The following is a 23,953-nucleotide window of genomic DNA, read 5'->3' as shown; positions in this document are numbered from 1 at the left end:
TGCTTCACCAACCCTGTACTGTGGAGAGAATAATAATGCGCAAGCAGTTGAAACTGACCGCCCTGGCTTTAGGGCTGTTCACCGCTGGCCAGGCCATGGCCGCAGACCTCACCGTGATTTCGTTCGGCGGCGCCAACAAGGCTGCCCAGGTCAAAGCGTTCTACGAACCCTGGGAAAAAGCGGGTAATGGCAAGATTGTCGCGGGTGAGTACAACGGCGAAATGGCCAAGGTCAAGGCAATGGTCGACACCAAGAGTGTGTCGTGGAACCTGGTAGAGGTTGAGTCGCCGGAGCTGGCGCGCGGTTGCGACGAAGGCATGTTCGAAGAGCTCGACCCGGCCCTGTTCGGCAACGAGGAAGACTACGTGCCTGGTGCCATTCAGCCTTGCGGTGTGGGCTTCTTCGTCTGGTCCACGGTCATGGCCTACAACGCCGACAAGCTCAAGACCGCCCCCACCAGCTGGGCCGATTTCTGGGACACCAAGCAGTTCCCGGGCAAGCGCGGCCTGCGCAAGGGCGCCAAGTACACGATGGAATTTGCACTGATGGCCGACGGTGTTGCGCCAAAGGACGTCTACAAAGTGCTGGCAACCAAGGAAGGCCAGGACCGCGCCTTCAAGAAACTCGACGAACTCAAGCCCAGCATCCAGTGGTGGGAAGCGGGTGCACAGCCACCGCAGTTCCTGGCCTCTGGCGACGTGGTCATGAGCTCTGCCTACAACGGCCGTATTGCCGCTGTGCAGAAAGAGAGCAACCTCAAGGTGGTGTGGAACGGCGGCATCTACGACTTCGATGCATGGGCAATTCCTAAAGGCGCCAAAAACGTCGAAGAGGCGAAGAAGTTCATCGCCTACAGCGTCAAGCCCGAGCAGCAGAAGATCTACTCCGAAAACATCGCCTATGGCCCGGCCAACTCCAAGGCCGTGAGCCTGCTGTCGGACGAAGTGAAGAAAGACATGCCGACCACGCCTGAGAACATTGCCAACCAGGTGCAGATCGACGTGACGTTCTGGGCCGACAACAGCGAGCAGCTGGAGCAACGCTTCAACGCCTGGGCGGCGAAGAAGTAAACGTCCAGTGTGTGGGGCCGTAAAGCGGCCCCCAATTCAGCCTGTATTGCGGAGTTCGCCATGGCCATTGCAGTGCCCCTCAACGAAGGCGCAGGTCCAAGTCTCAAGCAGCGCCTCAAACACGCCGAGCGGGTCAACCGCTGGAAGGCGCAGGCGTTGATCGCGCCGCTGGCGCTGTTTCTTCTGCTGGTGTTCCTGGTGCCGATTGCGGCGCTGCTGTACAAGAGCGTCGGCAACCCTGAAGTGGTCGGCGGCCTGCCGCGCACGGTGGAAATCATCAGCCAGTGGGATGGCAAGAGCCTGCCAGGCGAGGACGTTTACAAGGCGCTGAGCCAGGATTTGGCCGAGTCGCGCAAGAACCAGACCCTTGGTGACCTTTCCAAACGCTTGAACATGGAACTGGCCGGTTACCGCAGCTTGTTGACCAAGACTGCCCGTGCACTGCCCTTCAAGGCTGAGCCTGCCTCTTATAAAGAGGCATTGCAGGCTGTCGACGAGCGTTGGGGCGACCCGGCTTATTGGCAGGCGATACGCCGCAATACCAGTTCGGTGACTTCTTTCTACCTGCTGGCCTCGGTGGACCATCGCATCGATGATCTTGGTGAGCTGGCCAAGGCCACCCCGGACCAGGCCATTTACCTGGACATTTTTGTCCGTACCCTGTGGATGGGGGTGGTGATTACCACTATCTGCCTGGTACTGGCCTACCCACTGGCCTACTTGTTGGCCAACCTGCCGACCCGGCAGAGCAACCTGCTGATGATTCTGGTGCTGTTGCCTTTCTGGACATCGATCCTGGTGCGGGTGGCGGCCTGGATCGTGCTGCTGCAGTCGGGCGGGCTGATCAACAGCGCGCTGATGGCCATGGGCATCATCGACCAGCCGCTGGAGCTGGTGTTCAACCGCACAGGCGTCTACATCTCGATGGTGCACATCCTGCTGCCGTTCATGATCTTGCCGCTGTACAGCGTGATGAAGGGTATTTCCCCGAGCTACATGCGCGCGGCGATCTCGTTGGGCTGCCACCCGTTCGCCAGTTTCTGGCGGGTGTACTTCCCGCAGACTTACGCCGGTGTTGGCGCCGGTTGCCTGCTGGTGTTCATCCTGGCCATCGGTTACTACATCACCCCGGCGCTGCTGGGTAGCCCCAACGACCAGATGGTCAGCTACTTTGTCGCCTTCTATACCAACACCAGCATCAACTGGGGCATGGCCACCGCACTGGGCGGGCTGTTGCTGCTGGCGACCGTGCTGTTGTACCTGATCTATAGCTGGCTGGTCGGTGCCAGTCGTCTGCGCCTGAGCTGAGGAGCCTGTCATGCTGAGCCCATACATGTCGCCCGTGGAGCGGGTCTGGTTCTACAGCCTGCGCATTCTCTGTGGCTTGATCCTGCTGTTCCTGATCTTGCCAGTGCTGGTGATCGTGCCGCTGTCGTTCAACAGTGGCAGCTTCCTGGTGTACCCGCTGCAGGGCTTCTCGCTGCAGTGGTATCAGGACTTCTTCGGCTCGGCCGAATGGATGCGGGCGTTGAAAAACAGCATCATCGTTGCCCCAGCGGCCACGGTGCTGGCCATGGTGTTCGGCACTTTGGCGGCCATCGGCCTGACCCGTGGCGATTTCCCCGGCAAGTCGCTGGTGATGGCGCTGGTGATATCGCCCATGGTGGTGCCGGTAGTGATCATCGGGGTGGCCAGTTACCTGTTCTTCGCCCCTCTGGGCATGGGCAACAGTTTCACCTCGCTGATTCTGGTGCATGCGGTACTGGGTGTGCCGTTCGTCATCATTACCGTGTCGGCGACGCTGCAGGGGTTCAACTACAATCTGGTGCGTGCGGCGGCCAGCCTGGGAGCTTCGCCTCTGCTGGCTTTCCGCCGGGTAACCCTACCGCTGATCGCACCCGGCGTCATCTCGGGAGCCCTGTTTGCCTTTGCCACCTCGTTTGACGAGGTGGTGGTGACGCTGTTCCTCGCAGGGCCGGAGCAGGCAACCCTGCCGCGGCAGATGTTCAGCGGTATTCGCGAGAACCTGAGCCCGACCATTGCCGCGGCGGCGACCTTGTTGATTGCGTTCTCGGTGGTGTTGCTGTTGACCCTGGAATGGTTGCGTGGGCGTAGTGAGAAGCTGAGGACCCAGCAGCCGGCCTGATGAGGGGTTGCCTGTGCGGGCCTCTTCGCGGCTAAAGCTGCGAAGAGGCCCGCACAGGTTGCGCTGGTCGACAGCAATTGATACCAATCAGCCTTCATCGCTTTCCCTGAGTTACAATGCGCGCCACCGTGACTCTGCCAACAGGTGCGCCATGCAGCCCTACGCTATTGCCCCCTCCATTCTCTCTGCCGATTTTGCCCGCCTGGGTGAGGACGTCGACAAGGTATTGGCTGCGGGTGCAGACATCGTCCACTTCGATGTCATGGACAATCACTATGTCCCCAACCTGACCATCGGTCCGATGGTTTGCACCGCTCTGCGCAAGTACGGCGTTACTGCGCCGATCGACGTGCACCTGATGGTCAGCCCGGTTGACCGCATCATTGGTGACTTTATCGAAGCGGGTGCCACCTACATCACCTTCCACCCTGAAGCCACGCAGCACATCGACCGTTCGCTTCAGCTGATCAAGGATGGTGGTTGCAAGGCCGGCCTGGTGTTCAACCCGGCCACCAGCCTGGACGCCCTGAAGTATGTGATGGACAAGATCGACATGGTGCTGCTGATGAGCGTCAACCCAGGCTTCGGCGGGCAGAAGTTCATCCCCGGCACCCTCGACAAACTGCGCGAAGCGCGTGCGCTGATCGACGCCAGTGGCCGTGATATCCGTCTGGAGATCGATGGTGGCGTGAACGTCAACAACATCCGCGAGATCGCTGCCGCTGGCGCCGACACCTTCGTGGCCGGCTCGGCGATCTTCAACGCCCCGGACTACCAGGAAGTGATCGCCAAGATGCGCGCCGAACTGGCCCTGGCCCGCCCATGAGTGGCTTCGAGCAGCTGTTCCCCGGAACGCTGCCAAGGCTGGTGATGTTCGATCTGGACGGTACCCTGATCGATTCCGTGCCTGACCTGGCCGCCGCTGTGGACCGCATGCTGCTCGAACTGGGGCGCCCGCCTGCTGGCCTTGAGGCCGTGCGCCACTGGGTTGGCAACGGCGCCCAGGTGCTGGTGCGCCGCGCGTTGGCGGGCGGCATCGACCATGCCGATGTGGACGATGCGCTGGCAGAACAGGCGCTGGCGTTGTTCATGGACGCTTATGCCGAAAGCCATGAACTTACCGTGGTCTACCCCGGCGTGCGCGACACCCTGCGCTGGCTGCGCAAGCAGGGTGTGGAGATGGCGCTGATTACCAACAAGCCTGAGCGCTTTGTCGGTCCGCTGCTGGACCAGATGAAGATCGGTAATTTCTTCCGCTGGATCATTGGTGGCGACACCCTGCCGCAGAAAAAGCCTGACCCGGCGGCGTTGCTGTTCGTCATGCAGATGGCCGGTGTTACCCCGCAGCAGTCCCTGTTTGTCGGTGATTCGCGCAGTGACGTGCAGGCGGCGAAGGCGGCTGGCGTGCAATGCGTGGGCCTGACCTACGGCTATAACCATGGCCGGCCGATCGACGACGAATCCCCCAGCCTGGTAATCGACGATCTGCGCGCATTGCTGCCCGGTTGCGCAGACCCGGCCACTGGGATAACGTTGGCGGACCTTCAAGCCTCACAAGACAGAGAGTCCACCGTGGCGGTTACTGGCAAATTCTGGATGAAAGTCATCAAGGCCTTGGCCCGTTGGCGTTGGCGCGCCTGACTTCAGCCTGCCGGCGTGTGCCGGCCCGTCCGTTTGCCTGACCTATTGCTGCTTGCCACGAGACTACTCATGAACCGCGAAGAATTCCTGCGCCTGGCTGCTGCCGGCTACAACCGTATTCCCTTGGCCTGTGAAACCTTGGCCGACTTCGACACGCCGCTGTCGATCTACCTGAAACTGGCTGACCAGCCCAACTCGTACCTGCTCGAATCGGTGCAGGGCGGGGAGAAGTGGGGCCGTTACTCGATGATCGGCTTGCCATCGCGCACCGTGATGCGTGTGCATGGCTACCATGTCAGCATCCTGCACGATGGGGTCGAGGTGGAAAGCTGCGATGTCGAAGACCCGCTGGCATTCGTTGAAACCTTCAAGGACCGCTACAAAGTTGCCGATATCCCCGGCCTGCCGCGTTTCAATGGCGGCCTGGTCGGTTACTTTGGCTATGACTGCGTGCGCTATGTAGAAAAGCGCCTGGGCGCCAGCCCCAACCCAGACCCGCTGGGCGTACCGGATATCCTGCTGATGGTGTCCGACGCGGTGGTGGTGTTCGACAACCTGGCGGGCAAGATGCACGCCATCGTGTTGGTCGACCCAGCTGAAGATCAGGCCTTCGAACAGGGCCAGGCACGCCTGCAAGGCTTGCTGGAAACCTTGCGCCAGCCAATCACCCCGCGCCGCGGCCTGGACCTGAGTGGCCCGCAGGCGGCCGAGCCGGCGTTCCGCTCCAGCTACACCCGCGAGGATTACGAAAGCGCCGTCGGTCGTATCAAGGAATACATCCTGGCCGGGGACTGTATGCAGGTGGTGCCGTCGCAGCGCATGTCGATCGACTTCACGGCTGCGCCTATCGATCTGTACCGCGCGCTACGTTGCTTCAACCCGACGCCATACATGTACTTCTTCAACTTCGGTGACTTCCATGTGGTCGGCAGCTCGCCCGAAGTGCTGGTACGTGTCGAGGACAACCTGGTCACCGTGCGCCCGATTGCCGGAACCCGCCCGCGTGGTGCGACCGAAGAGGCCGATCGTGCGCTGGAAGACGACCTGCTGTCGGACGACAAGGAAATTGCCGAACACCTGATGCTGATCGATCTGGGCCGCAACGATGTCGGCCGTGTGTCTTCGACCGGCAGTGTGCGCCTGACCGAGAAGATGGTGATCGAGCGTTACTCCAACGTGATGCACATTGTTTCCAACGTTACCGGCCAGCTGCGTGAAGGCCTGACGGCGATGGATGCACTGCGGGCGATTCTGCCGGCTGGTACCTTGTCGGGTGCGCCCAAGATCCGGGCGATGGAGATTATCGACGAACTGGAGCCGGTCAAGCGTGGGGTTTACGGCGGTGCCGTCGGCTATTTTGCCTGGAACGGCAACATGGATACCGCAATTGCCATTCGTACTGCAGTGATCAAGGATGGCGAGCTGCATGTGCAGGCCGGTGGCGGCATCGTTGCCGACTCGGTGCCGGCGCTGGAATGGGAAGAAACCATCAACAAGCGCCGGGCGATGTTCCGTGCGGTGGCGTTGGCCGAGCAGACTTCCGCCAGATAAATTGATTGGGGCTGCTGCGCAGCCCATTCGCGGGTAAACCCGCTCCTACAAGTGTTGCGCAAGTCTGAGGCATACGGGGCCGTCGTAGGAGCGGGTTTACCCGCGAATGGGCCGCAAAGCGGCCCCCGGCAATTTAGAAGTCCACACTAACCCCCACGCTAACGCCCTGCTGCGTCAACTCATCACTCTTGCGCCAGTTGTAGTTCCCGCGCAAATGCACCCCTGCCAACAGTTCATGGCTCACACCCACGCTCGCCCGGGTCAGGTCGCTGTGCGGCGTATACCCGGTCAGGGTGAAGTCATTCGCCGGCAAGCTGGTCAGGTGCATCGTCACATCCTGCTCGTCGTCCTCGAACTCATGCTCCTGCGCCACCTCGGCAAAAAGCCGGGTACTTGGCAGTACCTGCACACTGCCCAGCAGCCCCACGCCCAGGCGGCGTGACGTGCGCTCCTGGTCATCGAAGCCAAGCGCCGTCGAGCGTCCGCTCTTCTCGTCGTAACCATCCACCTTCACCCGCGCATAGTCGGCACTGATGAAAGGTGCCAACTGCCAGTTGCTGGTGTCGGCCGCCAGGTTGTAGCCCAGCCGCCCGGACAATGCCCAGGCTTCGCCGTCGGTGTCGCCCTTCTCACTGCGATCATTCACGCCCAGGGCGAAGGTACGCTTGAGGTCGCTGTAGTCCAGGTGCCCGGCGGTCAGCGCCGCGTCGGCCCACCAGCGGTCCTGACGGTACTGGGCAAAGGCGCTGGCCATATAGCTGTTCAGTTTGTAGTCCGAATCCTGTTCGCCAGCTTCCAGCTTCTGCCGGTACGCACCGCCGGCCAGGCCCAGGCGCCAGGCGTCGTTCAGGCGATAGCTGCCGCCCACGGTCAGGTTGTAGCCGCGGCCGTCACCGCTGGCCACGCTGCGCTGGCCGTCGAAGTCCAGGTCCTGAACGCCGCTGGCGACAAAGGCTTGCCATTGGCCAACTGCTTGCCAAGGTGTCTGCCACTGATTGCGTAACTCATCCTGATGAGCCCGCAGGCTGGCGTGGGCCATTTCCGGTAGCAGGGTCAGTTCCCAGGGGGCTGCGAGGATCGAGTAGGCGTAATCGGCAATCAGCTGCTGACCCGCGATGGTCGGGTGTACCGAGTCGTTGAACAGCAGTTTGGTCGGGTCTGGCGTTGTGCCGTTGATCCCGTACACCGGGTTTTCCACGCAGCTATCGCCGCTGTAGCAGGTGCCGACCAGGTTCTGGTCGCTGGCCAGGCCGAACTGACTGGGGCTGGCAAGCGCCTCGCTCAACAGCACAGGGATGTTCAGTGGAATGATCTGGGCATCGATCTGCCCTAGCTGGCTGATCAATGACTGGTTGAACGCAGCGGAGAGCAGTGACAGTGGATTTTGCTGGGGCGTGCCGCTGAAATTGGGCGTTTGGCCGAGGTCAGGTAGCAGCCAGACCATGATGTAGCGCGCACCTCCTTGCTGAAGCGCTTGGGCGCTGGCAGCCAGGCGGGCGCCGGCGGCTACGGCGTCGGCTGGGCTATTAACCAGGCCCTGGAGGAAGTCGTTACCGCCGCCTGTCAGGTAGTACAAGGCATTGGGGTCGGCGCGCAGGCCGTTGGCCAGGTAGCCGGGGCGCTCGCGCAGCACCTGCCCGGCATTGGGGTTTCCTGGTGGGATGACGGTCTCGGACGTTGTCGTGATCGAGTCCAGGATCTGCTGGGTGGTGTACCCGCCGACTGCCCAGTTATTACCATCGGGCTGGATGCCTACGGATGTCGACGGGTTAAGCTCGCCTGGCGCGACGCCCAGGCGGCCACCGAGGATCATCGGCGACACCGGGGCGAAGTTGCCGTCGGCGTCACGGTTGGTGAAACGCGCGCCTGGGGTACCGCCACCAAGATCGGGAAACTGCCCGGCATCGGCGAGGCTGTCGCCAAACACGATCAGGGTTGAATAGGGCGAAGGGCCGGCCAACGCCTGGCTGCAGGCCAGGGCCAGTGAAGCGAGGGTAAAGCGCAATAACGGGGCTTTTCGCATCAGTGAACATCCTTTTCTTTGTTTTTATCAGAACAAGCCCATCGACCTTAGCAAATCGTCGTGCTTCGCTCCCAAGTCCATTCGTTTCCCCGTGTTTACAGGCATATTGCGCCCGTCGCCCCGGTAGGCTACTGTGCCGGGACGTATGAGCGAGACCTATCCTGTGTTGATCGTCAGCAAACTCTTGATGCGCGTAATCAAGGCCCACGCCCGTTGGCGTTGGCGCGCCTGACTTTATCTCCTGCCGGCCCGCCCGGCCCGCCCCCGTTTGCCTTCTCGTTTACCGCCCGTTGTGGCAAAGCCGCGCCTGTGGCTGGTGCAGGAAGGTTCGAATCATGAAGTCAGTAGATTCAAGAGGTTTAACACCATGTTACTGATGATCGACAATTACGACTCATTCACTTACAACGTCGTTCAGTACCTTGGCGAGCTGGGTGCCGAGGTCAAGGTCATTCGCAATGACGAAATGACCATCGCCCAGATTGAGGCCCTCAACCCTGAGCGCATCGTCGTATCTCCGGGCCCGTGCACCCCAAGCGAGGCAGGCGTGTCCATCGAGGCCATCCTGCATTTCGCCGGGAAGTTGCCAATCCTCGGCGTATGCCTGGGCCACCAGTCAATCGGGCAGGCCTTTGGCGGCGACGTTGTACGTGCACGCCAGGTCATGCACGGCAAGACCAGCCCGGTATATCACCGCGACCTGGGCGTGTTCGCCAGCCTTAACAACCCGCTGACCGTGACCCGTTACCACTCGCTGGTGGTAAAGCGTGAAACCTTGCCCGACTGCCTGGAAGTTACCGCCTGGACCTCCCATGCTGACGGTTCGGTCGATGAGATCATGGGCCTGCGCCACAAGACGCTGAATATCGAAGGGGTGCAATTCCACCCTGAGTCGATCCTGACCGAGCAGGGCCACGAACTGTTCGCCAACTTCCTCAAGCAGACCGGCGGCCGCCGTTAAGGATCGAACATGGATATCAAGAGTGCGTTGAGCCGTATCGTCGGCCAGTTGGACCTTACTACCGAAGAAATGCGCGAGGTCATGCGCCAGATCATGACCGGTCAGTGCAGCGAGGCGCAGATAGGCGCTTTCCTGATGGGCATGCGCATGAAAAGCGAAAGCATCGACGAAATCGTCGGTGCGGTGTCGGTGATGCGCGAGCTGGCCGAAAAGGTCGAGCTGCAAAGCCTTGATGGTGTCGTCGATATTGTCGGGACCGGCGGTGATGGCGCCAACATCTTCAACGTGTCCACCGCTTCGTCTTTTGTCCTGGCGGCGGCGGGCTGCCCGGTGGCCAAGCATGGTAACCGCGCAGTATCGGGCAAGAGCGGCAGTGCCGACCTGCTGGAAGCTGCCGGCATCTACCTGAACCTGACGCCAACGCAAGTGGCACGCTGCATCGACAGCCTGGGCATCGGCTTCATGTTCGCGCAAAGTCACCACTCGGCCATGAAACATGCCGCTGGCCCGCGTCGAGAACTGGGGTTGCGCACCCTGTTCAATATGCTCGGCCCGCTTACGAATCCGGCCGGAGTGAAGCACCAGGTGGTTGGTGTGTTCGCGCAAACCCTTTGCCGCCCGCTGGCTGAGGTGCTGCAGCGCCTGGGGAGCAAGCATGTGCTGGTCGTGCACTCGAAGGATGGTCTGGACGAGTTCAGCCTGGCTGCACCCACCTTCGTTGCCGAACTGAAAAACGGCGAAATCACTGAATATTGGGTAGAGCCGGAAGACCTCGGCATGAAGAGCCAGAGCCTTCATGGCCTGGCTGTCGAGAGCCCTCAGGCTTCGCTGGAGTTGATCCGCGATGCGCTGGGGCGGCGCAAGACCGAGAACGGTCAGAAGGCCGCCGAGATGATCGTGCTTAATGCTGGCGCGGCGCTGTATGCCGCTGACCATGCCATGAGCCTGAAAGCCGGTGTAGAACTGGCCCATGATGTACTGCACACCGGCCTGGCCTGGGAAAAGCTGCAGGAATTGGGTGCCTTTACTGCAGTATTCAAGGTGGAGAACGAAGCATGAGTGTGCCGACGGTGCTGGAAAGGATCATTGCCCGCAAGTTTCAGGAAGTGGCCGAGCGCAGTGCGCGCGTCAGCCTCGCCGAACTGGAGGGCCTGGCCAAGGCCGCTGACGCCCCGCGAGGCTTCGCCAACGCGCTGATCGAGCAGGCCAAGCGCAAGCAGCCCGCGGTGATTGCCGAAATCAAGAAGGCTTCGCCAAGCAAGGGCGTGATCCGCGAGCACTTCGTGCCAGCGGAAATCGCGGTCAGCTACGAGAAGGGTGGGGCCACCTGCCTGTCGGTGTTGACCGATGTCGATTATTTCCAGGGTTCCGATGAGTACTTGCAGCAGGCCCGCGCGGCTGTTTCGCTGCCGGTGATCCGCAAGGACTTCATGGTCGACCCTTACCAGATCGTCGAAGCCCGTGCCCTGGGGGCAGATTGCGTACTGCTGATCGTGTCGGCGCTGGATGACGTGAAGATGGCTGAACTGGCCGCCACTGCCAAGGACGTCGGCCTCGACGTGCTGGTGGAAGTGCACGATGGCGATGAACTGGAGCGCGCGCTGAAAACACTGGACACGCCGCTGGTGGGGGTGAACAACCGCAACCTGCACACCTTCGAGGTCAGCCTGGAAACCACCCTTGACCTGCTGCCGCGCATTCCGCGTGACCGTCTGGCGATTACCGAAAGCGGTATTCTCAACCGGGCCGATGTGGAGCTGATGGCAATCAACGAGGTTTACTCGTTCCTGGTGGGTGAGGCGTTCATGCGCGCTGAGCAGCCTGGCCTGGAATTACAGCGGCTGTTCTTCCCTGAGCAGGTGAAGAAGACTGTTCAGCAACTGGACTGATCAAATGAAGCCGGCGTTTTTGCCGGCTTTTTTGTACCTGTAGTGGCCTCTTCGCGGGCAAGCCCGCCCCTACACGGGTACGCGCCCTGTCGTAGGGGCGGGTTTACCCGCGAAGAGGCCAGTGAAATCAACATCATAGGTGGATCAATGACCGATCAACCCCTGGCCCTGAGCGTCGAACAAGGCCTGCACGCCGAGCAGGAGCTGCTGGCCGCCGTCTGCCGCGGCGAACGCGAAAGTGGCGTGCTGTTCTGGCGCCCCACCGACCACGCGCTGGTCATGCCTCGGCGCATGAGCCGGCTGGGCAACTTCGAGGTCGCCTGCGCGGAATTGGCTATTGCTGGCTGGCCGGTGCTGTTGCGAGAAACCGGCGGTGAGCCGGTGCCTCAGTCGCATTCGACGGTGAACGTTGCACTGGTCTACGCCGCGCCGCGCAGTGAAGGCGACCATGGCCGTATCGAAAATGCCTACGAGCGCCTGTGTCTGCCGCTGTGCGATGTGCTGCGCGAGTGGGGCGGTGTAGCGTCGGTCGGGGAAATCGACGGGGCCTTCTGCGATGGCCGCTACAACGTCAACCTCAATGGCCGCAAATTGGTGGGTACCGCCCAGCGCTGGCGTCAGGGCCTGGGTGGCAAGCGCCCGGTGGTGCTGGTGCACGGTGCGCTGCTGCTGGACAACGAGCGTGAGTCGATGGTGGCGGCGGTCAACCGCTTCAACGAGTGCTGTGAGCTGGAGCAACGCTGTCGCGCCGATGCGCACATCGCCTTGCACGAAGTGGCGCCGGCAGCACCCTGGTTCGAGCGCCTTTCGCAGGCCTACGCCAAGGTACTGGCCGAGTTGCCCAAGGACTAGCGGGTACCGTAGACCACCATGGTCTTGCCCTTGACCTGCACCAGGCTGCGTTCCTCAAGGTCTTTGAGAACGCGGCCGACCATTTCCCGAGAGCAACCGACGATTCGGCCAATTTCCTGACGGGTAATCTTGATTTGCATGCCATCGGGGTGGGTCATGGCGTCGGGCTGCTTGCACAGTTCCAGCAGGCAACGGGCAACTCGCCCGGTGACGTCGAAAAATGCCAAATCGCCAACCTTGCGCGTGGTGTTGCGCAGGCGCTGGGCCATCTGGCTACCCAGGGCATAGAGGATTTCCGGGTCCTGGCGCGCCAGCTCGCGAAACTTCTCGTAGCTGATTTCGGCCACTTCGCATTCGGTCTTGGCGCGTACCCAGGCACTGCGCTGCTGCTCGCCATCAACGGGCTCGAACAGGCCTAGCTCGCCAAAAAAATCGCCATTGTTGAGGTAGGCAATGATCATTTCATGGCCGTCGTCGTCCTCGATGAGGATGGTGACCGAACCCTTGATGATAAAAGACAGTGTCTCGGCCCGGTCGCCGGCGCAGATGATATTGCTTTTGGCGGTGTAGCGGCGGCGCTGGCAGTGTACCAGTAGCTTGTCGATGTTCTTTATCTTGGCGGGTAGGGCGGAGGCAACCATCACGAAATCCTGTTCGATATGACGCATAGGCTTTTTTTAGAGGTTGGCTGACGGAAAGCGCCAGTCATTTGGCGCCAGCTTATCAGACACTACAAGATGTTTCGGTACTAAACCGACACATCTCGTGCTTTTCCCACAGCCGCGCAAGGTCTAAGCTGACACCCTTTTCCGAAAATCAGGAGTCCGGGTAGATGAAGGCACGTATCCAGTGGGCCGGTGAGGCAATGTTCCTCGGCGAATCGGGGAGCGGCCATGTCGTCGTAATGGACGGCCCGCCCGAGGCCGGCGGCCGCAACCTGGGCGTGCGACCGATGGAAATGCTGTTGCTGGGCCTGGGTGGCTGCAGCAGCTTTGACGTGGTCAGCATTCTGAAGAAGTCGCGCCAGGCAGTGGAAAGCTGCGAGGCATTTCTGGAGGCGGAGCGCGCCAGCGAAGACCCTAAGGTGTTCACCAAGATTCACATGAACTTCGTGGTGAAGGGGCGTGGGCTGAAAGAGGCGCAGGTCAAGCGGGCGGTGGAGCTGTCGGCGGAAAAGTATTGCTCGGCTTCGATCATGCTTGAGCGTGCCGGGGTTGAGATTACCCATGGGTACGAAATCGTAGAGCTGGGTTAAGGCTGAGATTCCGGGGCCGCTTTGCAGCCCTTGTGGAAGCGGGTGAACCCGCTCCCACCTGCGGCCCGGGCGAGCTTCAGTTGCGCAGGGCCGGAAGGGCTATCCGCAACCATTGCGGAAGGCTGCTTCTCAGCGCTTGGCTCAACCGCTCCCGGCGCTTCTGGTAAACCAGCCCAAGCCAGATAACCCCCAGCCCGATCATGGTCAGCACCACCGGGAACAGCAGCGACTGGGCAAACACCTCGTACGACAGATATCCCAGATAAGCCGCCACCCCCAGCGCACCAAACACCATGAACACCGGCCGACGCAGCAGCACCGCCATGCCCATCAGCGCAATGTTGATCAGGCAGTAAATGGCCTTGCCCAACTCACTGCCGCTTTCCAGTAGTGTCAACCCGCCCCAGAATGCTGCCAGTCCGGCGAGGTAACCCCAACGGGCGTAGTCTTCACGCGTGCGGCCGTCTATCACGAGGAACACCACCAGCAAGCCCAGCCCAAACCACAGGGATACCTGGCGGCGCTGCTCCCAGCTGAACGGGGAGCCGAAGAACCACTCGCTAAGGTCCATCGACATGAACCACAAGGCTACGGCCATTGGCATGACGACGAACGGGTAGGGGATCAGCCGCAGCATCAGCAGCCCGGCAAGCACCGTGGCCGCTTCCATCGCCAGCCAGCCACCCTGCACGTAGGTGTAGTACTGGTGGTAGTCGGCCTGCACATCGTCCAGTGGCCACCAGCCGAACATGCGTTCGATAGCGAATACCGCCAGCGGCACGATGCTGACTGCTACAGCTGCCAGCACGCCAGCGGCGACGGGCTGGGCGCGGCGTTGCAGATTGAGGGCGAACAAGGTGATCAACAGGATATAGAGGCTGGCGATGATCAACAGCGCGCTGTCACCGAGGCTCATCCAGGCCTCGGTGAGCAACCAGCCCAAGGCCGCCATGATCAGCATGGCGCCAAAGTAGAAGGCAACATGGGCCAGCTGAAAGCTGCCACGTGGTGCGGGTTGCTGGCGCAGGAATGCCAACAGGCTTTGGTCCTGACCTGGTTGGAGAATGCCTGCTTGCACGGCGCGCGCCAGGTCCTTGGCGTCGAATCGATCCGTCATGGTGATGCCTTCAGATACGGTATGTGCTCTTGGTCATGACCTTGGCCAGCAAGCTCATGCCAAAGCGGACGGGGGCCGGGAAGCGGTAACCACCGGCTTCCAGTGCAGACTCGGCGTGCTGTTCTTCGTCGATGCGCATTTGCTCGAGAATGGCCCGGGATTTTTCATCTTCGTGCGGGAGCTGCTCCAAGTGCTCGTCAAGGTGCTTGCACACCTGATGTTCGGTAGCGGCGACGAAGCCCAGGCTGACTTTGTCGCTGACCAGCCCGGCCAGCGCGCCGATGCCGAACGACATGCCGTAGAACAGAGGGTTGAGCACGCTTGGGTGGCTGTTCAGCTGGCGAATGCGCTGCTCGCACCAGGCCAGGTGGTCCACTTCTTCCTCGGCGGCATGCTCCATGGCCTTGCGCACTTCCGGCAGCTTGGCGGTCAGGGCTTGGCCTTGGTACAGCGCCTGGGCGCAGACTTCACCGGTATGGTTGATGCGCATCAGTCCGGCAATATGACGGGCCTGTTGTTCGTCCAGGTCAACGTCTGGCTGGACGATGGCCGGCGATGGCCGGGCGGGTTGGCCGCTGAAAGGCAGCAAGGTGCGCATGGCAGTATCGGCCTGCAGCAACAAGCGGTCGAGCGGCGAGTAGTGACGTTCGGTAGCCATCGGGCACCTCCGCAAGAATGTGCCCGACAGTTTACCGCAATAGCGGCGGGGTCGCTTGCCGTGGGTCAGCCCGGTGGCCAGTTCATCTGGCGCTGGCCAAGCACGTGCATATGGATGTGGTAGACGGTCTGGCCGCCTTTTGGGTTGCAGTTCATGACCACACGGAAACCTTCCTCGCAGCCTTGTTCGACAGCCAGGCGCTGGGCGGTGAACAGGATGTGGCCAGCCAGGGCCTTGTCTTCTTCGGTCAGGTCATTGAGGGTGCGAATGTGCTTTTTCGGGATGACCAGAAAATGTACCGGTGCCGCGGGTGCAATGTCCTTGAAGGCCAGGATCTGGTCGTCTTCATAGATGATATCTGCCGGGATTTCCCGGTTGATGATTTTGAGGAATAGATCGTCCACAGCACTTGCTCCATGGTGAGGGTCGGGCCGAGTGTACTCAGCCGTGAGCCGCTCGCCCAGTGGCTATTCCATGCCTGAGGGGCAATAGCGGCGGTGGATGGCCCCGGCCAGCTTGCGCACCAGCCAGCGCGGCAGCAGCCGCGGTGCGAACGCCAGCCAGCGGTTGCGCCGGCCGGGCATGATCAGTGCGCGGTTCTTGTCCAGTGCCCGCACGGTGTACAGCGCCACTTCCTCGGGGCTGAGACAGCGCGGCTTGCCATCGAGCCGCGCAATGCGCCGGCGTGCGGAACGTACTGGGCCAGGGCACAGTACCGAGACCTTGATGCCGGTACGCTTGAGTTCTTCACGCAGGGCCTGGGAAAAGCTCAGCACGTAGGCCTTGCTGGCGGCATAGGCGGCCATCCATGGGCCAGGCGCCACCCCGGCCAAGCCGGCGACGTTGAGAATCTGCCCGCCACCCTGTACAGCCATCAGGTTACCGATGGCGTGGCACAGGCGGCTCAGGGCCAGCACGTTGACTTCCAGCAGATCCTGTTCGTCGGCCCATTCATGGGCCAGGAACGGGCCATAGGTGCGCAAGCCCGCGCAGTTGACCAGTAAATCGATACGCCGCTCGCCTTCTTCCAGCTCCAGCACGAAGCCTGAAAGGCGCAACGGCTGGCTGAGGTCGCAGGCGCGGAACAGCACCTCGACACCGAAACGCTGGGTCAGCTCGATGGCGACAGGCTCCAGCGTTTCTCGTTGGCGTGACACCAGGATCAGGTTCCGCCCGCGCCGTGCCAGCGCTTCCGCCAAGGCCAGGCCCAGGCCGCTGGAAGCACCAGTGATCATGGCGTAACGGGTCATGCAAGGCTCCTGGGGCCGGAAGAGGGCGCCTAGTGTACAACTTGCCCGTGCAAGGTGTTGCCTTTTGCTACAAGGCGCGGGCGCGCAGAACCTGGCAGTGCTCCAGGGCTTGCCGGTACTCGCCATGCAGGCGCTCGATCAATGCGCTGGCGCTGGGCAGGTCATGGATTGCACCGACGCCCTGGCCCGCTGACCATACGGTCTTCCAGGCCTTGGCTTCGTCATCGATCGGCTTGAGCTTGCCTTGCACCTGCCCGCCTTTGAGGGCGTTCATGTCGTAGCCGGCCTGCTCCAGGCTCTGGCGCAAGAAGCTGGCGGGGATGCCGGACACCACGGGTGTGTGAATGATGTCGGCGGCATGGGCATCCAGCAGCATCTGTTTGTAGGTGCCCTGAGCCTGGCTTTCTGTGGTGGCGATGAAGCGCGTGCCCATGTATGCCAAGTCCGCCCCCAGCAGTTGTGCGGCCAGGATTTCGTGGCCGTGGTTAATGCAACCAGCCAGCAGCAGGGTCTTGTCGAAGAACTGGCGAATTTCTGCGGCCAGGGCGAACGGGCTCCAGGTGCCGGCATGGCCGCCTGCGCCGGCGGCGACGGCGATAAGGCCATCGACACCGGCTTCGGCGGCTTTTTCTGCATGCCGGCGGGTGGTGACATCGTGGAGCACCAGGCCGCCGTAGCCGTGTACGGCATCGACCACTTCCTTTACCGCCCCCAGGCTGGTGATAACGATTGGTACACGCTGTTCGACGCACAAGGCCAAGTCGGCCTGCAGGCGCGGGTTGGTCGGGTGGACGATCAGGTTGACGGCGTAGGGCGCTGGCGCCTGCAGTTGAGCCAGGCCTGCCTCGATCTCTTCCAGCCAAGCCTTGAAGCCAGCGCTGTCGCGTTGGTTCAGGGCCGGGAAACTGCCAACTACACCGCTGGCGCAGCAGGCCAGCACCAGTTGGGGGTTGGAGATGAGGAACATCGGCGCGGCAACCACGGGCAGCCGCAGGCGTTGTTCGAGCGAGGCAGGTAGCGACATGGCAAGGCTCCTTGAGCGGGCGGCTATGTCAGAACGGTTTCACCACCACCAGAATGACGATAGCCAGCAGGATCAGCACGGGCACTTCGTTGAACCAGCGATAGTAAACGTGGCTGCGGGTGTTGGTGCCGTTGGCGAAGCGTTTGCGCTGGGCACCGCATACGTGATGGTAGCCGGTCAGCAGGATGACCAGGGTGAGCTTGGCATGCAGCCACCCCTGGCTCAGCCAGCCGGGGGTGAGGTACAGCATCCAGGCGCCAAAAATGTAGGTGGCGATCATCGCCGGGTTCATGATGCCGCGGTACAGCTTGCGCTCCATGGTAACGAAGCGTTCCTGGCTGATGCTGTCCTGGCTCTGGGCGTGGTAGACGAACAGCCTGGGCAGGTAGAACAGGCCGGCGAACCAGCAGACCACGCTGACGATATGCAGCGCTTTGATCCATAGGTAAAGCATGGAGGGAGTTCCTTCAGATAGTCACGGTCGTCAGATAGTAGTGGTCAGGCGCCCGAAGGGTCACCCGAAGAGTTGTTACAGGCGCCCTGCGCCCCTATTATCGTGCGCTTTCCAGACGGCTCGTTTATAAGGGGCAAGCGTTATGATCAAGGTCGGTATCGTCGGCGGCACGGGTTACACCGGCGTCGAACTGTTGCGTCTGCTGGCACAGCATCCACAGGCCGAAGTGGCGGTCATCACTTCGCGCTCCGAGGCGGGCGTGGCGGTGGCGGACATGTACCCGAACTTGCGCGGCCACTATGACGGGCTGGCGTTCAGCGTGCCGGACAGCAAGGCTCTGGCCGCCTGCGATGTGGTGTTCTTCGCCACTCCGCATGGTGTTGCCCACGCCCTGGCTGGTGAGCTGCTGGCAGCTGGCACCAAGGTGATCGACCTGTCGGCCGACTTCCGTCTGCAGGATGCCGCTGAGTGGGGCAAATGGTACGGTCAGCCCCATGGCGCACCAGAGCTGCTCAAGGACGCAGTGTATGGCCTGCCGGAAGTCAACCGCGAGAAGATCCGCCAGGCCCGCCTGATCGCTGTGCCGGGTTGCTATCCGACCGCAACCCAGCTGGGCTTCCTGCCGCTGCTGGAAGCAGGGCTGGCTGACCCGTCGCGCCTGATCGCCGACTGCAAGTCGGGTGTCAGCGGCGCTGGCCGTGGCGCCGCAGTGGGCTCGCTGTTCTGCGAAGCCGGCGAGAGCATGAAGGCCTATGCAGTCAAGGGGCATCGTCACCTGCCAGAAATCAGCCAAGGCTTGCGCCTGGCCGCTGGCAAGGATATCGGCCTGACGTTCGTGCCGCACCTGACGCCGATGATCCGTGGTATCCACGCCACCCTTTACGCGAACGTGGTCGATACGTCGGTCGACCTGCAGGCGCTGTTCGAGAAACGCTACGCCGATGAACCGTTCGTCGACGTGATGCCAGCAGGCAGCCATCCGGAAACCCGTAGCGTGCGTGGTGCCAACGTCTGCCGCATTGCCGTTCATCGTCCGCAGGGTGGTGACCTGGTGGTGGTGCTGTCGGTGATCGACAACCTGGTCAAGGGCGCCTCCGGCCAGGCGGTGCAGAACCTCAACATTCTGTTCGGCCTGGATGAGCGCATGGGCCTGGCCCATGCCGGCTTGCTGCCGTAAGTCCGCCAGCATTGGAAAAGGCCCGCGTCGTGCGGGCCTTTTTGCAGGTCGCGACTAAAGCCGCACAATTCTTGACCGATTTTCTCGGGAAAGCGGATAATGCGCGTCATCGAGTTTTATGGCGGCTACCGCGCCGGGAGAATCAACATGAGCGTCGAAACCTTCACCCCTACAGGTCTGGAGTTCACCCATGGGGCAGCCCAGAAGGTGAAAAACCTGGTCAATGAGGAAGGCAATGAACGTCTGAAACTGCGGGTGTTCGTGACCGGTGGTGGTTGCTCGGGCTTCCAGTATGGCTTCACCTTCGATGAAGACGTGGCCGAAGATGACACCATTGTCGAGCGCGAGGGCGTTTCCCTGGTGGTCGACCCGATGAGCTTCCAGTACCTGGCAGGTGCCGAAGTGGACTACCAGGAAGGCCTGGAAGGTTCGCGTTTCGTGATCAAGAACCCGAATGCCGCGACCACCTGCGGTTGCGGGTCGTCGTTCTCGATCTAAGGGCTGGGCATACGAAAACGCCGCGCAATTGCGCGGCGTTTTGCTTTCTGGCGTAGCGGCTATGCCGGGTAGATTGCGCCCAGTACGCGCAGGCCCTTGGCGGCAGTGACGCTGGGGCGGTTGGCGGCGATACCCTCCAGGCAGCAGTGAGCCAGCCAGGCGAAGGCCATGGCTTCGACCCAGTCCGGGTCTACGCCATAGGCGCCAGTGCTTGCGACACGGGCCGCAGGTAGCAGCTGGCCAAGACGGGCCATCAGCGCGCCGTTGCGGGCGCCTCCACCACAGACCAACAGCGCCTCGGTGCCTTGCTGGGCTTTGCCAAGCGAATCGATGATGCTGCGTGCGGTCAGTTCCAGCAGTGTCGCCTGCACGTCCTGGGCCCGGTATGCCGGCAGGGTGGCCAGGTGGCGATCCAGCCAAGGCAGGTTGAATACCTCGCGGCCGGTACTCTTCGGGCCGCTGCCGGCAAAGAACGGGTCAGCCATCAGTACGCTGAGCAACCTGGGCTGCACCACACCCGAGGCAGCCCATGCGCCATCTGCATCGTAGGCGTGGCCGTGCTCGCGCTCGATCCAGGCATCCAGCAGCACGTTCCCCGGGCCGCAATCGAACCCATGAACCGGCTTGTCCTGCTCGATCAGGCTGAGGTTGCTGAAACCGCCTACGTTAAGGATTGCCAGTCGCTGGCCAAGGTGGTTGAACAGGGTTTCGTGAAAGGCGGGCACCAGCGGCGCGCCTTGGCCGCCGGCCGCTACATCGCGGCGGCGGAAGTCGGCGACCACGCTGATGCCGGTCAGTTCGGCGAGCAGCGCCGGGTTGCCGATCTGCACAGTAAAACCACGTGCCGGTTCATGGCGGATGGTCTGGCCGTGGCTACCAATGGCGTGGATGGCTTCCGCCTTCAGGCCCTGGCGGGCCAGCAACTGGTTGATACCTTCCCCTGCCAGGCTGGCCCAGCGGTTTTCCGCCAGTGCCGCACGTGCGATCTCGTCAGGGCCGCTGCTGCACAGGGCAAGCAGCTCCTGCCGCAAGTCGTCGGGCATGGGCAGGTAATGAGTGGCGAGCAGCTCAAGCTGCTCGCCTTGTTCGATCAGGGCAATGTCCAGGCCATCGAGGCTGGTGCCGGACATCACCCCCAGATAGAGCGCCATGGCTTAGCGCTTGTTCGCTGCGAGCATGGTTGCCTTTTCCTGGTCCATACGGGCAATCAGTGGTTGGCTCTGCTGCAGGAAGCGTTGGCGCTCGTTTTTGGCGATCGGGTCGGCCATCGGCACTTTTTGGCTCAGCGGATCGACGTGCACGCCGTTGACCTGAAACTCGTAGTGCAGGTGCGGTCCGGTGGACAGGCCAGTGGTACCGATATAGCCAATGATCTGGCCCTGCTTGACCGTGCTGCCGGTCTTGATGCCCTTGGCGAAGCCCTGCATGTGGCCGTACAGCGTCTTGTAACGGTTACCGTGCTGGATAATCACGGTATTGCCGTAGCCGCCTCGGCGACCGGCCAGTTCGATACGGCCGTCACCGGCTGCCTTGATCGGCGTACCGCGGGGGGCCGCGTAGTCGACGCCTTTGTGGGCGCGGATCTTGTTCAGGATCGGGTGCTTGCGGCCGGCGGAAAAGCGCGAGCTGATGCGGGCGAAGTCGACGGGGGTACGGATGAAGGCCTTGCGCAGGCTGTTGCCGTCGGCGGTGTAGTAGGCAGTGTTGCCCTGCTTGTTGGTATAGCGCACGGCGGTGTAGGTCTTGCCGCGATTGGTGAAGCGGGCGGACAGGATATTGCCGGTGCCGACGACCTTGCCGTCCATCACTTTCTGCTCATAGACCACGTCGAATTCGTCACCCGGACGAATGTCCTGAGCGAAGTCGATGTCGTAACCCAGCACGCGGGCCAGGCTCATGGTCATGCTGTGGGACAGGCCGGCGCGCTGGGCCGATGCCGACAGCGAGCTCTTGATCACGCCGTGGGCATAGGCGGTACGCACCACCGGCTTGCTGATTTCACGATTGAAGGTGTAGCCCTTGGCGGTCTTGGTCAGTTGAATGGTTTCGAGGTTGCTGACCTTGCTGTGCAGGCTGGCCAATTGGCCATCCTTGTCGAGTTCGAACTGCAGCACCTGGCCGTGCTTTAGCTGGCTGAACTGCTTGGCCTGCTTGTTACTTGCCAGCAGGTCATGCACTGCATTGGCAGGCAGACCAACCTTGGCGAACAGGGTGGACAGGGTATCGCCGCGGGCCACGGTGACTTCGCGGTGGCCAGGCTCCTTGGCGGCCTCGGCAACCGGTTCGGCGGCCGGAGCCTGCTGATCGGCCTTCTGGGTTTCGGGGGTAGCCTCTTCGATCTGGGCGAAAGGCGAGCCTTGCTCACTTTCGCTTTGCACCAGTGGCGCGGCGCGGGATTCGTCTTTCAGCTGCTCGGCAGGGCTTTCGAGCTCGAGGTTGAGGGTAGTTTTCTTGGCTTCCACTTCGCTGGAAGGAAATACCAGCAAAGCCAGGCTGAGCAGGGCGGCGATGCCGCTGGCGGCCAACAGATGGCTCTTCGGATAAAGCGGGGGCGCTTTAGGCGGTTCGTTGGTCATGGGCAAGGTGACTTTGAAAAAAGTGAAATGGAAAAGATGAATGACATGATGAAGATGAAATAACTGTATAAAATATAACCAAATCCATTTTCACGCAAGGGCGCGTAGACGCCGCAAGCCTGTGTTCGGGTCACATCCCTTTGCGAAACTTGTATTTGACGGCCGATCTTGTATGGTTGGCTCCCCCTGAATCTGAGCCTTGCGGGTTTGTCTATGAAGTCGGTTGAAGAGCAGCTGGCGCTTATCAAGCGCGGTGCGGAAGAAGTACTGGTCGAGTCGGAACTGGTGGAGAAGCTCAAGCGCGGCCAACCTCTGCGCATCAAGGCCGGCTTCGACCCGACCGCTCCGGACCTGCACCTGGGTCACACGGTGCTGATCAACAAGCTGCGCCAGTTCCAGGATCTGGGCCATCAGGTCATCTTCCTGATCGGTGACTTCACCGGCATGATCGGCGACCCGAGTGGCAAGAGCGCCACGCGCCCGCCGCTTACCCGCGAACAGGTGCTGGAGAACGCCGAGACGTACAAGCAGCAGGTGTTCAAGATTCTTGACCCGGCCAAGACTGAAGTTGCGTTCAACTCCACATGGATGGACAAGCTGACCCCTGCCGACTTCATTCGCCTGGCTTCGCAGTACACCGTCGCGCGCATGCTGGAGCGTGATGACTTCGACAAGCGTTACACCACCAATCAGCCGATTGCCATTCACGAGTTCCTCTATCCGCTGGTGCAGGGGTACGACTCGGTAGCGCTGAAAGCGGACGTCGAGCTGGGCGGTACCGACCAGAAGTTCAACCTGCTGATGGGGCGTGAACTGCAACGGTCTTATGGCCAGGAAGCGCAGAACATCGTAACCATGCCACTGCTCGAAGGGCTCGACGGCGTGAAGAAGATGTCGAAGTCGCTGGGCAACTATGTCGGCATCCAAGAGGCGCCAGGGGTGATGTACAGCAAGCTGGTGTCGATCCCGGATACCCTGATGTGGCGTTACTTTGAGCTGCTGAGCTTCCGTTCGATGGAAGAAATCGAGCAGTTCCGGGCCGATGTTGCAAATGGCGCCAACCCACGTGACATCAAGATCAAGCTGGCGGAAGAAATTGTGGCGCGCTTCCATGGTGAGGAGGCTGCGGCCAATGCTCACCGTGCTGCCGGTAACCGTATGAAGGAAGGCGAGCTGCCGGAAGACTTGCCGGAGATCGAAGTGGCTGCGGCGGAAGACCTGCCAATTGCTGCGGTGCTGAACCGGGCTGGTCTGGTCAAGAACTCGGCGCAGGCGCGAGACTTGCTGAATAGCGGTGCGGTGAAAGTTGATGGTGCAGTGGTCGACAAGGACTTCATGTTTGTCCTTGGTGCTACCCATGTGTGCCAAGCGGGCAAGAAGTCGTTTGGCCGGGTTACCCTCAAGGCTGAGTGATTGCCTGGATGGTGTAGCTATATAGAAGCGGGGAGGCCGGTAGGCCTCCCCGCTTTGTATTCAGCAATATTAAGGTTTCTTGAAATTAAAGGTTGACGGGCTTTCGAATCCCCTTATAATGCGCCCCACTTCCAGCAACAACGGAACGACAAACTCCTTGAGATTCAATGAGTTAGACGATTCGGAAGGTGCTGTAAGGGCTACGATCAAATGATCGAAAGCGGTTGAGATGAAGGTTGACAGCGCTTTCAAGTGCTGTATGATTCGCCTCCCGCTACGAGAGATCGCAGCGAGCCAAGTGTTTGAAGCTAAACGAGTTTCTCGCAAAAAACTTCAAAATAAACGCTTGACAGGCTCTGAGGAAAGCGTAGAATGCGCGCCTCGGTTGAGACGAAAGG

General features: G+C 61.4%; 24 protein-coding genes. 14 read left to right on the top strand and 10 right to left on the bottom strand.

From position 1 onward, the window contains the following. Positions 1-35 precede the first annotated feature (35 nt). From ACF8FG_RS11955 to trpE, 6 genes are all read left to right on the top strand, one after another. The gene (locus ACF8FG_RS11955; RefSeq protein WP_019439217.1) at positions 36-1,070 is read left to right on the top strand and encodes an ABC transporter substrate-binding protein; all 1,035 of its coding nucleotides are present in this window, start codon (positions 36-38) and stop codon (positions 1,068-1,070) included. Positions 1,071-1,130: 60 nt separating this feature from the next. Then, entirely contained in the window at positions 1,131-2,378 is a 1,248-nt protein-coding gene (locus ACF8FG_RS11950; protein WP_010951751.1) for an ABC transporter permease, read from the top strand. 10 nt (positions 2,379-2,388) lie between these two features. After that, complete coding sequence (locus ACF8FG_RS11945; protein ID WP_014589454.1) at positions 2,389-3,216, top strand: ABC transporter permease; 828 nt, start codon at positions 2,389-2,391, stop codon at positions 3,214-3,216. Positions 3,217-3,367: 151 nt separating this feature from the next. Continuing rightward, positions 3,368-4,042, top strand: coding sequence for a ribulose-phosphate 3-epimerase (gene rpe, locus ACF8FG_RS11940; RefSeq protein WP_003255539.1), 675 nt, complete (start codon positions 3,368-3,370; stop codon positions 4,040-4,042). Next, positions 4,039-4,857, top strand: coding sequence for a phosphoglycolate phosphatase (locus tag ACF8FG_RS11935; RefSeq protein ID WP_014589455.1), 819 nt, complete (start codon positions 4,039-4,041; stop codon positions 4,855-4,857). Before rpe ends, ACF8FG_RS11935 begins: the two co-directional genes overlap by 4 nt. 69 nt (positions 4,858-4,926) lie before the next feature. Then, a complete protein-coding gene (gene trpE / locus ACF8FG_RS11930) occupies positions 4,927-6,408 on the top strand; it encodes an anthranilate synthase component I (protein ID WP_019439218.1) in 1,482 nt (493 codons plus the stop codon). Between the two features lie 133 nt (positions 6,409-6,541). Here the strand turns inward: trpE and estP are convergent, their stop codons facing one another. Then, a complete protein-coding gene (estP, locus tag ACF8FG_RS11925) occupies positions 6,542-8,431 on the bottom strand; it encodes an esterase EstP (RefSeq protein ID WP_076402473.1) in 1,890 nt (629 codons plus the stop codon). 367 nt (positions 8,432-8,798) lie between these two features. Here estP and ACF8FG_RS11920 point away from each other — a divergent pair, with 367 nt between their 5' ends. From ACF8FG_RS11920 to ACF8FG_RS11905, 4 genes are all read left to right on the top strand, one after another. Then, complete coding sequence (locus tag ACF8FG_RS11920; protein ID WP_003255531.1) at positions 8,799-9,392, top strand: aminodeoxychorismate/anthranilate synthase component II; 594 nt, start codon at positions 8,799-8,801, stop codon at positions 9,390-9,392. Between the two features lie 9 nt (positions 9,393-9,401). After that, positions 9,402-10,451, top strand: coding sequence for an anthranilate phosphoribosyltransferase (gene trpD / locus ACF8FG_RS11915; protein ID WP_014589458.1), 1,050 nt, complete (start codon positions 9,402-9,404; stop codon positions 10,449-10,451). Beyond that, positions 10,448-11,281, top strand: coding sequence for an indole-3-glycerol phosphate synthase TrpC (trpC, locus tag ACF8FG_RS11910; protein WP_014589459.1), 834 nt, complete (start codon positions 10,448-10,450; stop codon positions 11,279-11,281). Before trpD ends, trpC begins: the two co-directional genes overlap by 4 nt. Positions 11,282-11,428: 147 nt before the next feature. Next, complete coding sequence (locus tag ACF8FG_RS11905) at positions 11,429-12,133, top strand: lipoate--protein ligase family protein (protein ID WP_014589460.1); 705 nt, start codon at positions 11,429-11,431, stop codon at positions 12,131-12,133. Here the strand turns inward: ACF8FG_RS11905 and crp are convergent. Further along, positions 12,130-12,774 carry a cAMP-activated global transcriptional regulator CRP gene (gene crp / locus ACF8FG_RS11900; RefSeq protein WP_019436724.1) on the bottom strand — a complete coding sequence of 215 codons (645 nt, stop codon included), beginning with the start codon at positions 12,772-12,774 and terminating at the stop codon, positions 12,130-12,132. The genes ACF8FG_RS11905 and crp overlap by 4 nt on opposite strands. A gap of 191 nt (positions 12,775-12,965) precedes the next feature. Here crp and ACF8FG_RS11895 point away from each other — a divergent pair, with 191 nt between their 5' ends. Next, positions 12,966-13,388, top strand: a complete 423-nt coding sequence (locus ACF8FG_RS11895) for an OsmC family protein (protein WP_004376171.1) — start codon at positions 12,966-12,968, stop codon at positions 13,386-13,388. Positions 13,389-13,464: 76 nt separating this feature from the next. Here ACF8FG_RS11895 and ACF8FG_RS11890 read toward each other — a convergent pair whose 3' ends face one another. The 6 genes from ACF8FG_RS11890 to hemJ all read right to left on the bottom strand — a co-directional run bounded on the left by ACF8FG_RS11890 (position 13,465) and on the right by hemJ (position 17,891). Beyond that, entirely contained in the window at positions 13,465-14,505 is a 1,041-nt protein-coding gene (locus ACF8FG_RS11890) for a DUF2157 domain-containing protein (RefSeq protein WP_014589462.1), read from the bottom strand. 10 nt (positions 14,506-14,515) lie between these two features. Next, positions 14,516-15,163, bottom strand: a complete 648-nt coding sequence (coq7, locus tag ACF8FG_RS11885) for a 2-polyprenyl-3-methyl-6-methoxy-1,4-benzoquinone monooxygenase (protein ID WP_011953317.1) — start codon at positions 15,161-15,163, stop codon at positions 14,516-14,518. A 65-nt stretch (positions 15,164-15,228) separates the two neighbouring features. Beyond that, entirely contained in the window at positions 15,229-15,567 is a 339-nt protein-coding gene (locus tag ACF8FG_RS11880) for a histidine triad nucleotide-binding protein (protein WP_003255518.1), read from the bottom strand. 63 nt (positions 15,568-15,630) lie between these two features. Further along, positions 15,631-16,413 carry an SDR family oxidoreductase gene (locus ACF8FG_RS11875; protein WP_070383383.1) on the bottom strand — a complete coding sequence of 261 codons (783 nt, stop codon included), beginning with the start codon at positions 16,411-16,413 and terminating at the stop codon, positions 15,631-15,633. Positions 16,414-16,480: 67 nt separating this feature from the next. Beyond that, complete coding sequence (locus ACF8FG_RS11870) at positions 16,481-17,437, bottom strand: nitronate monooxygenase family protein (RefSeq protein ID WP_014589464.1); 957 nt, start codon at positions 17,435-17,437, stop codon at positions 16,481-16,483. Positions 17,438-17,465: 28 nt separating this feature from the next. Continuing rightward, positions 17,466-17,891, bottom strand: a complete 426-nt coding sequence (gene hemJ, locus ACF8FG_RS11865) for a protoporphyrinogen oxidase HemJ (protein WP_014589465.1) — start codon at positions 17,889-17,891, stop codon at positions 17,466-17,468. 142 nt (positions 17,892-18,033) lie between these two features. On the opposite strand from hemJ, the gene argC reads away from it, so the two are divergent. Together argC and erpA are read left to right on the top strand one after the other, a co-directional pair. Then, positions 18,034-19,068 carry an N-acetyl-gamma-glutamyl-phosphate reductase gene (argC, locus tag ACF8FG_RS11860; RefSeq protein ID WP_014589466.1) on the top strand — a complete coding sequence of 345 codons (1,035 nt, stop codon included), beginning with the start codon at positions 18,034-18,036 and terminating at the stop codon, positions 19,066-19,068. A 147-nt stretch (positions 19,069-19,215) separates the two neighbouring features. Further along, entirely contained in the window at positions 19,216-19,566 is a 351-nt protein-coding gene (erpA, locus tag ACF8FG_RS11855) for an iron-sulfur cluster insertion protein ErpA (RefSeq protein WP_003255511.1), read from the top strand. A gap of 59 nt (positions 19,567-19,625) precedes the next feature. On the opposite strand, the gene ACF8FG_RS11850 is transcribed toward erpA, so the two are convergent. Both ACF8FG_RS11850 and ACF8FG_RS11845 read right to left on the bottom strand, forming a co-directional pair. Further along, entirely contained in the window at positions 19,626-20,717 is a 1,092-nt protein-coding gene (locus tag ACF8FG_RS11850; RefSeq protein ID WP_134698170.1) for an anhydro-N-acetylmuramic acid kinase, read from the bottom strand. Between the two features lie 3 nt (positions 20,718-20,720). Continuing rightward, positions 20,721-22,142, bottom strand: coding sequence for a peptidoglycan DD-metalloendopeptidase family protein (locus ACF8FG_RS11845; protein ID WP_019436722.1), 1,422 nt, complete (start codon positions 22,140-22,142; stop codon positions 20,721-20,723). 213 nt (positions 22,143-22,355) lie between these two features. On the opposite strand from ACF8FG_RS11845, the gene tyrS reads away from it, so the two are divergent. Further along, a complete protein-coding gene (gene tyrS, locus ACF8FG_RS11840; protein WP_010951769.1) occupies positions 22,356-23,555 on the top strand; it encodes a tyrosine--tRNA ligase in 1,200 nt (399 codons plus the stop codon). Positions 23,556-23,953: the final 398 nt, after the last annotated feature.

It is taken from the genome of Pseudomonas sp. YQ_6 (assembly GCF_043103245.1).
Lineage (GTDB): Bacteria > Pseudomonadota > Gammaproteobacteria > Pseudomonadales > Pseudomonadaceae > Aquipseudomonas > Aquipseudomonas alloputida.
Note: the sequence above shows the minus strand (reverse complement) of the source record. Positions and strands in the feature narration are given on the sequence as shown.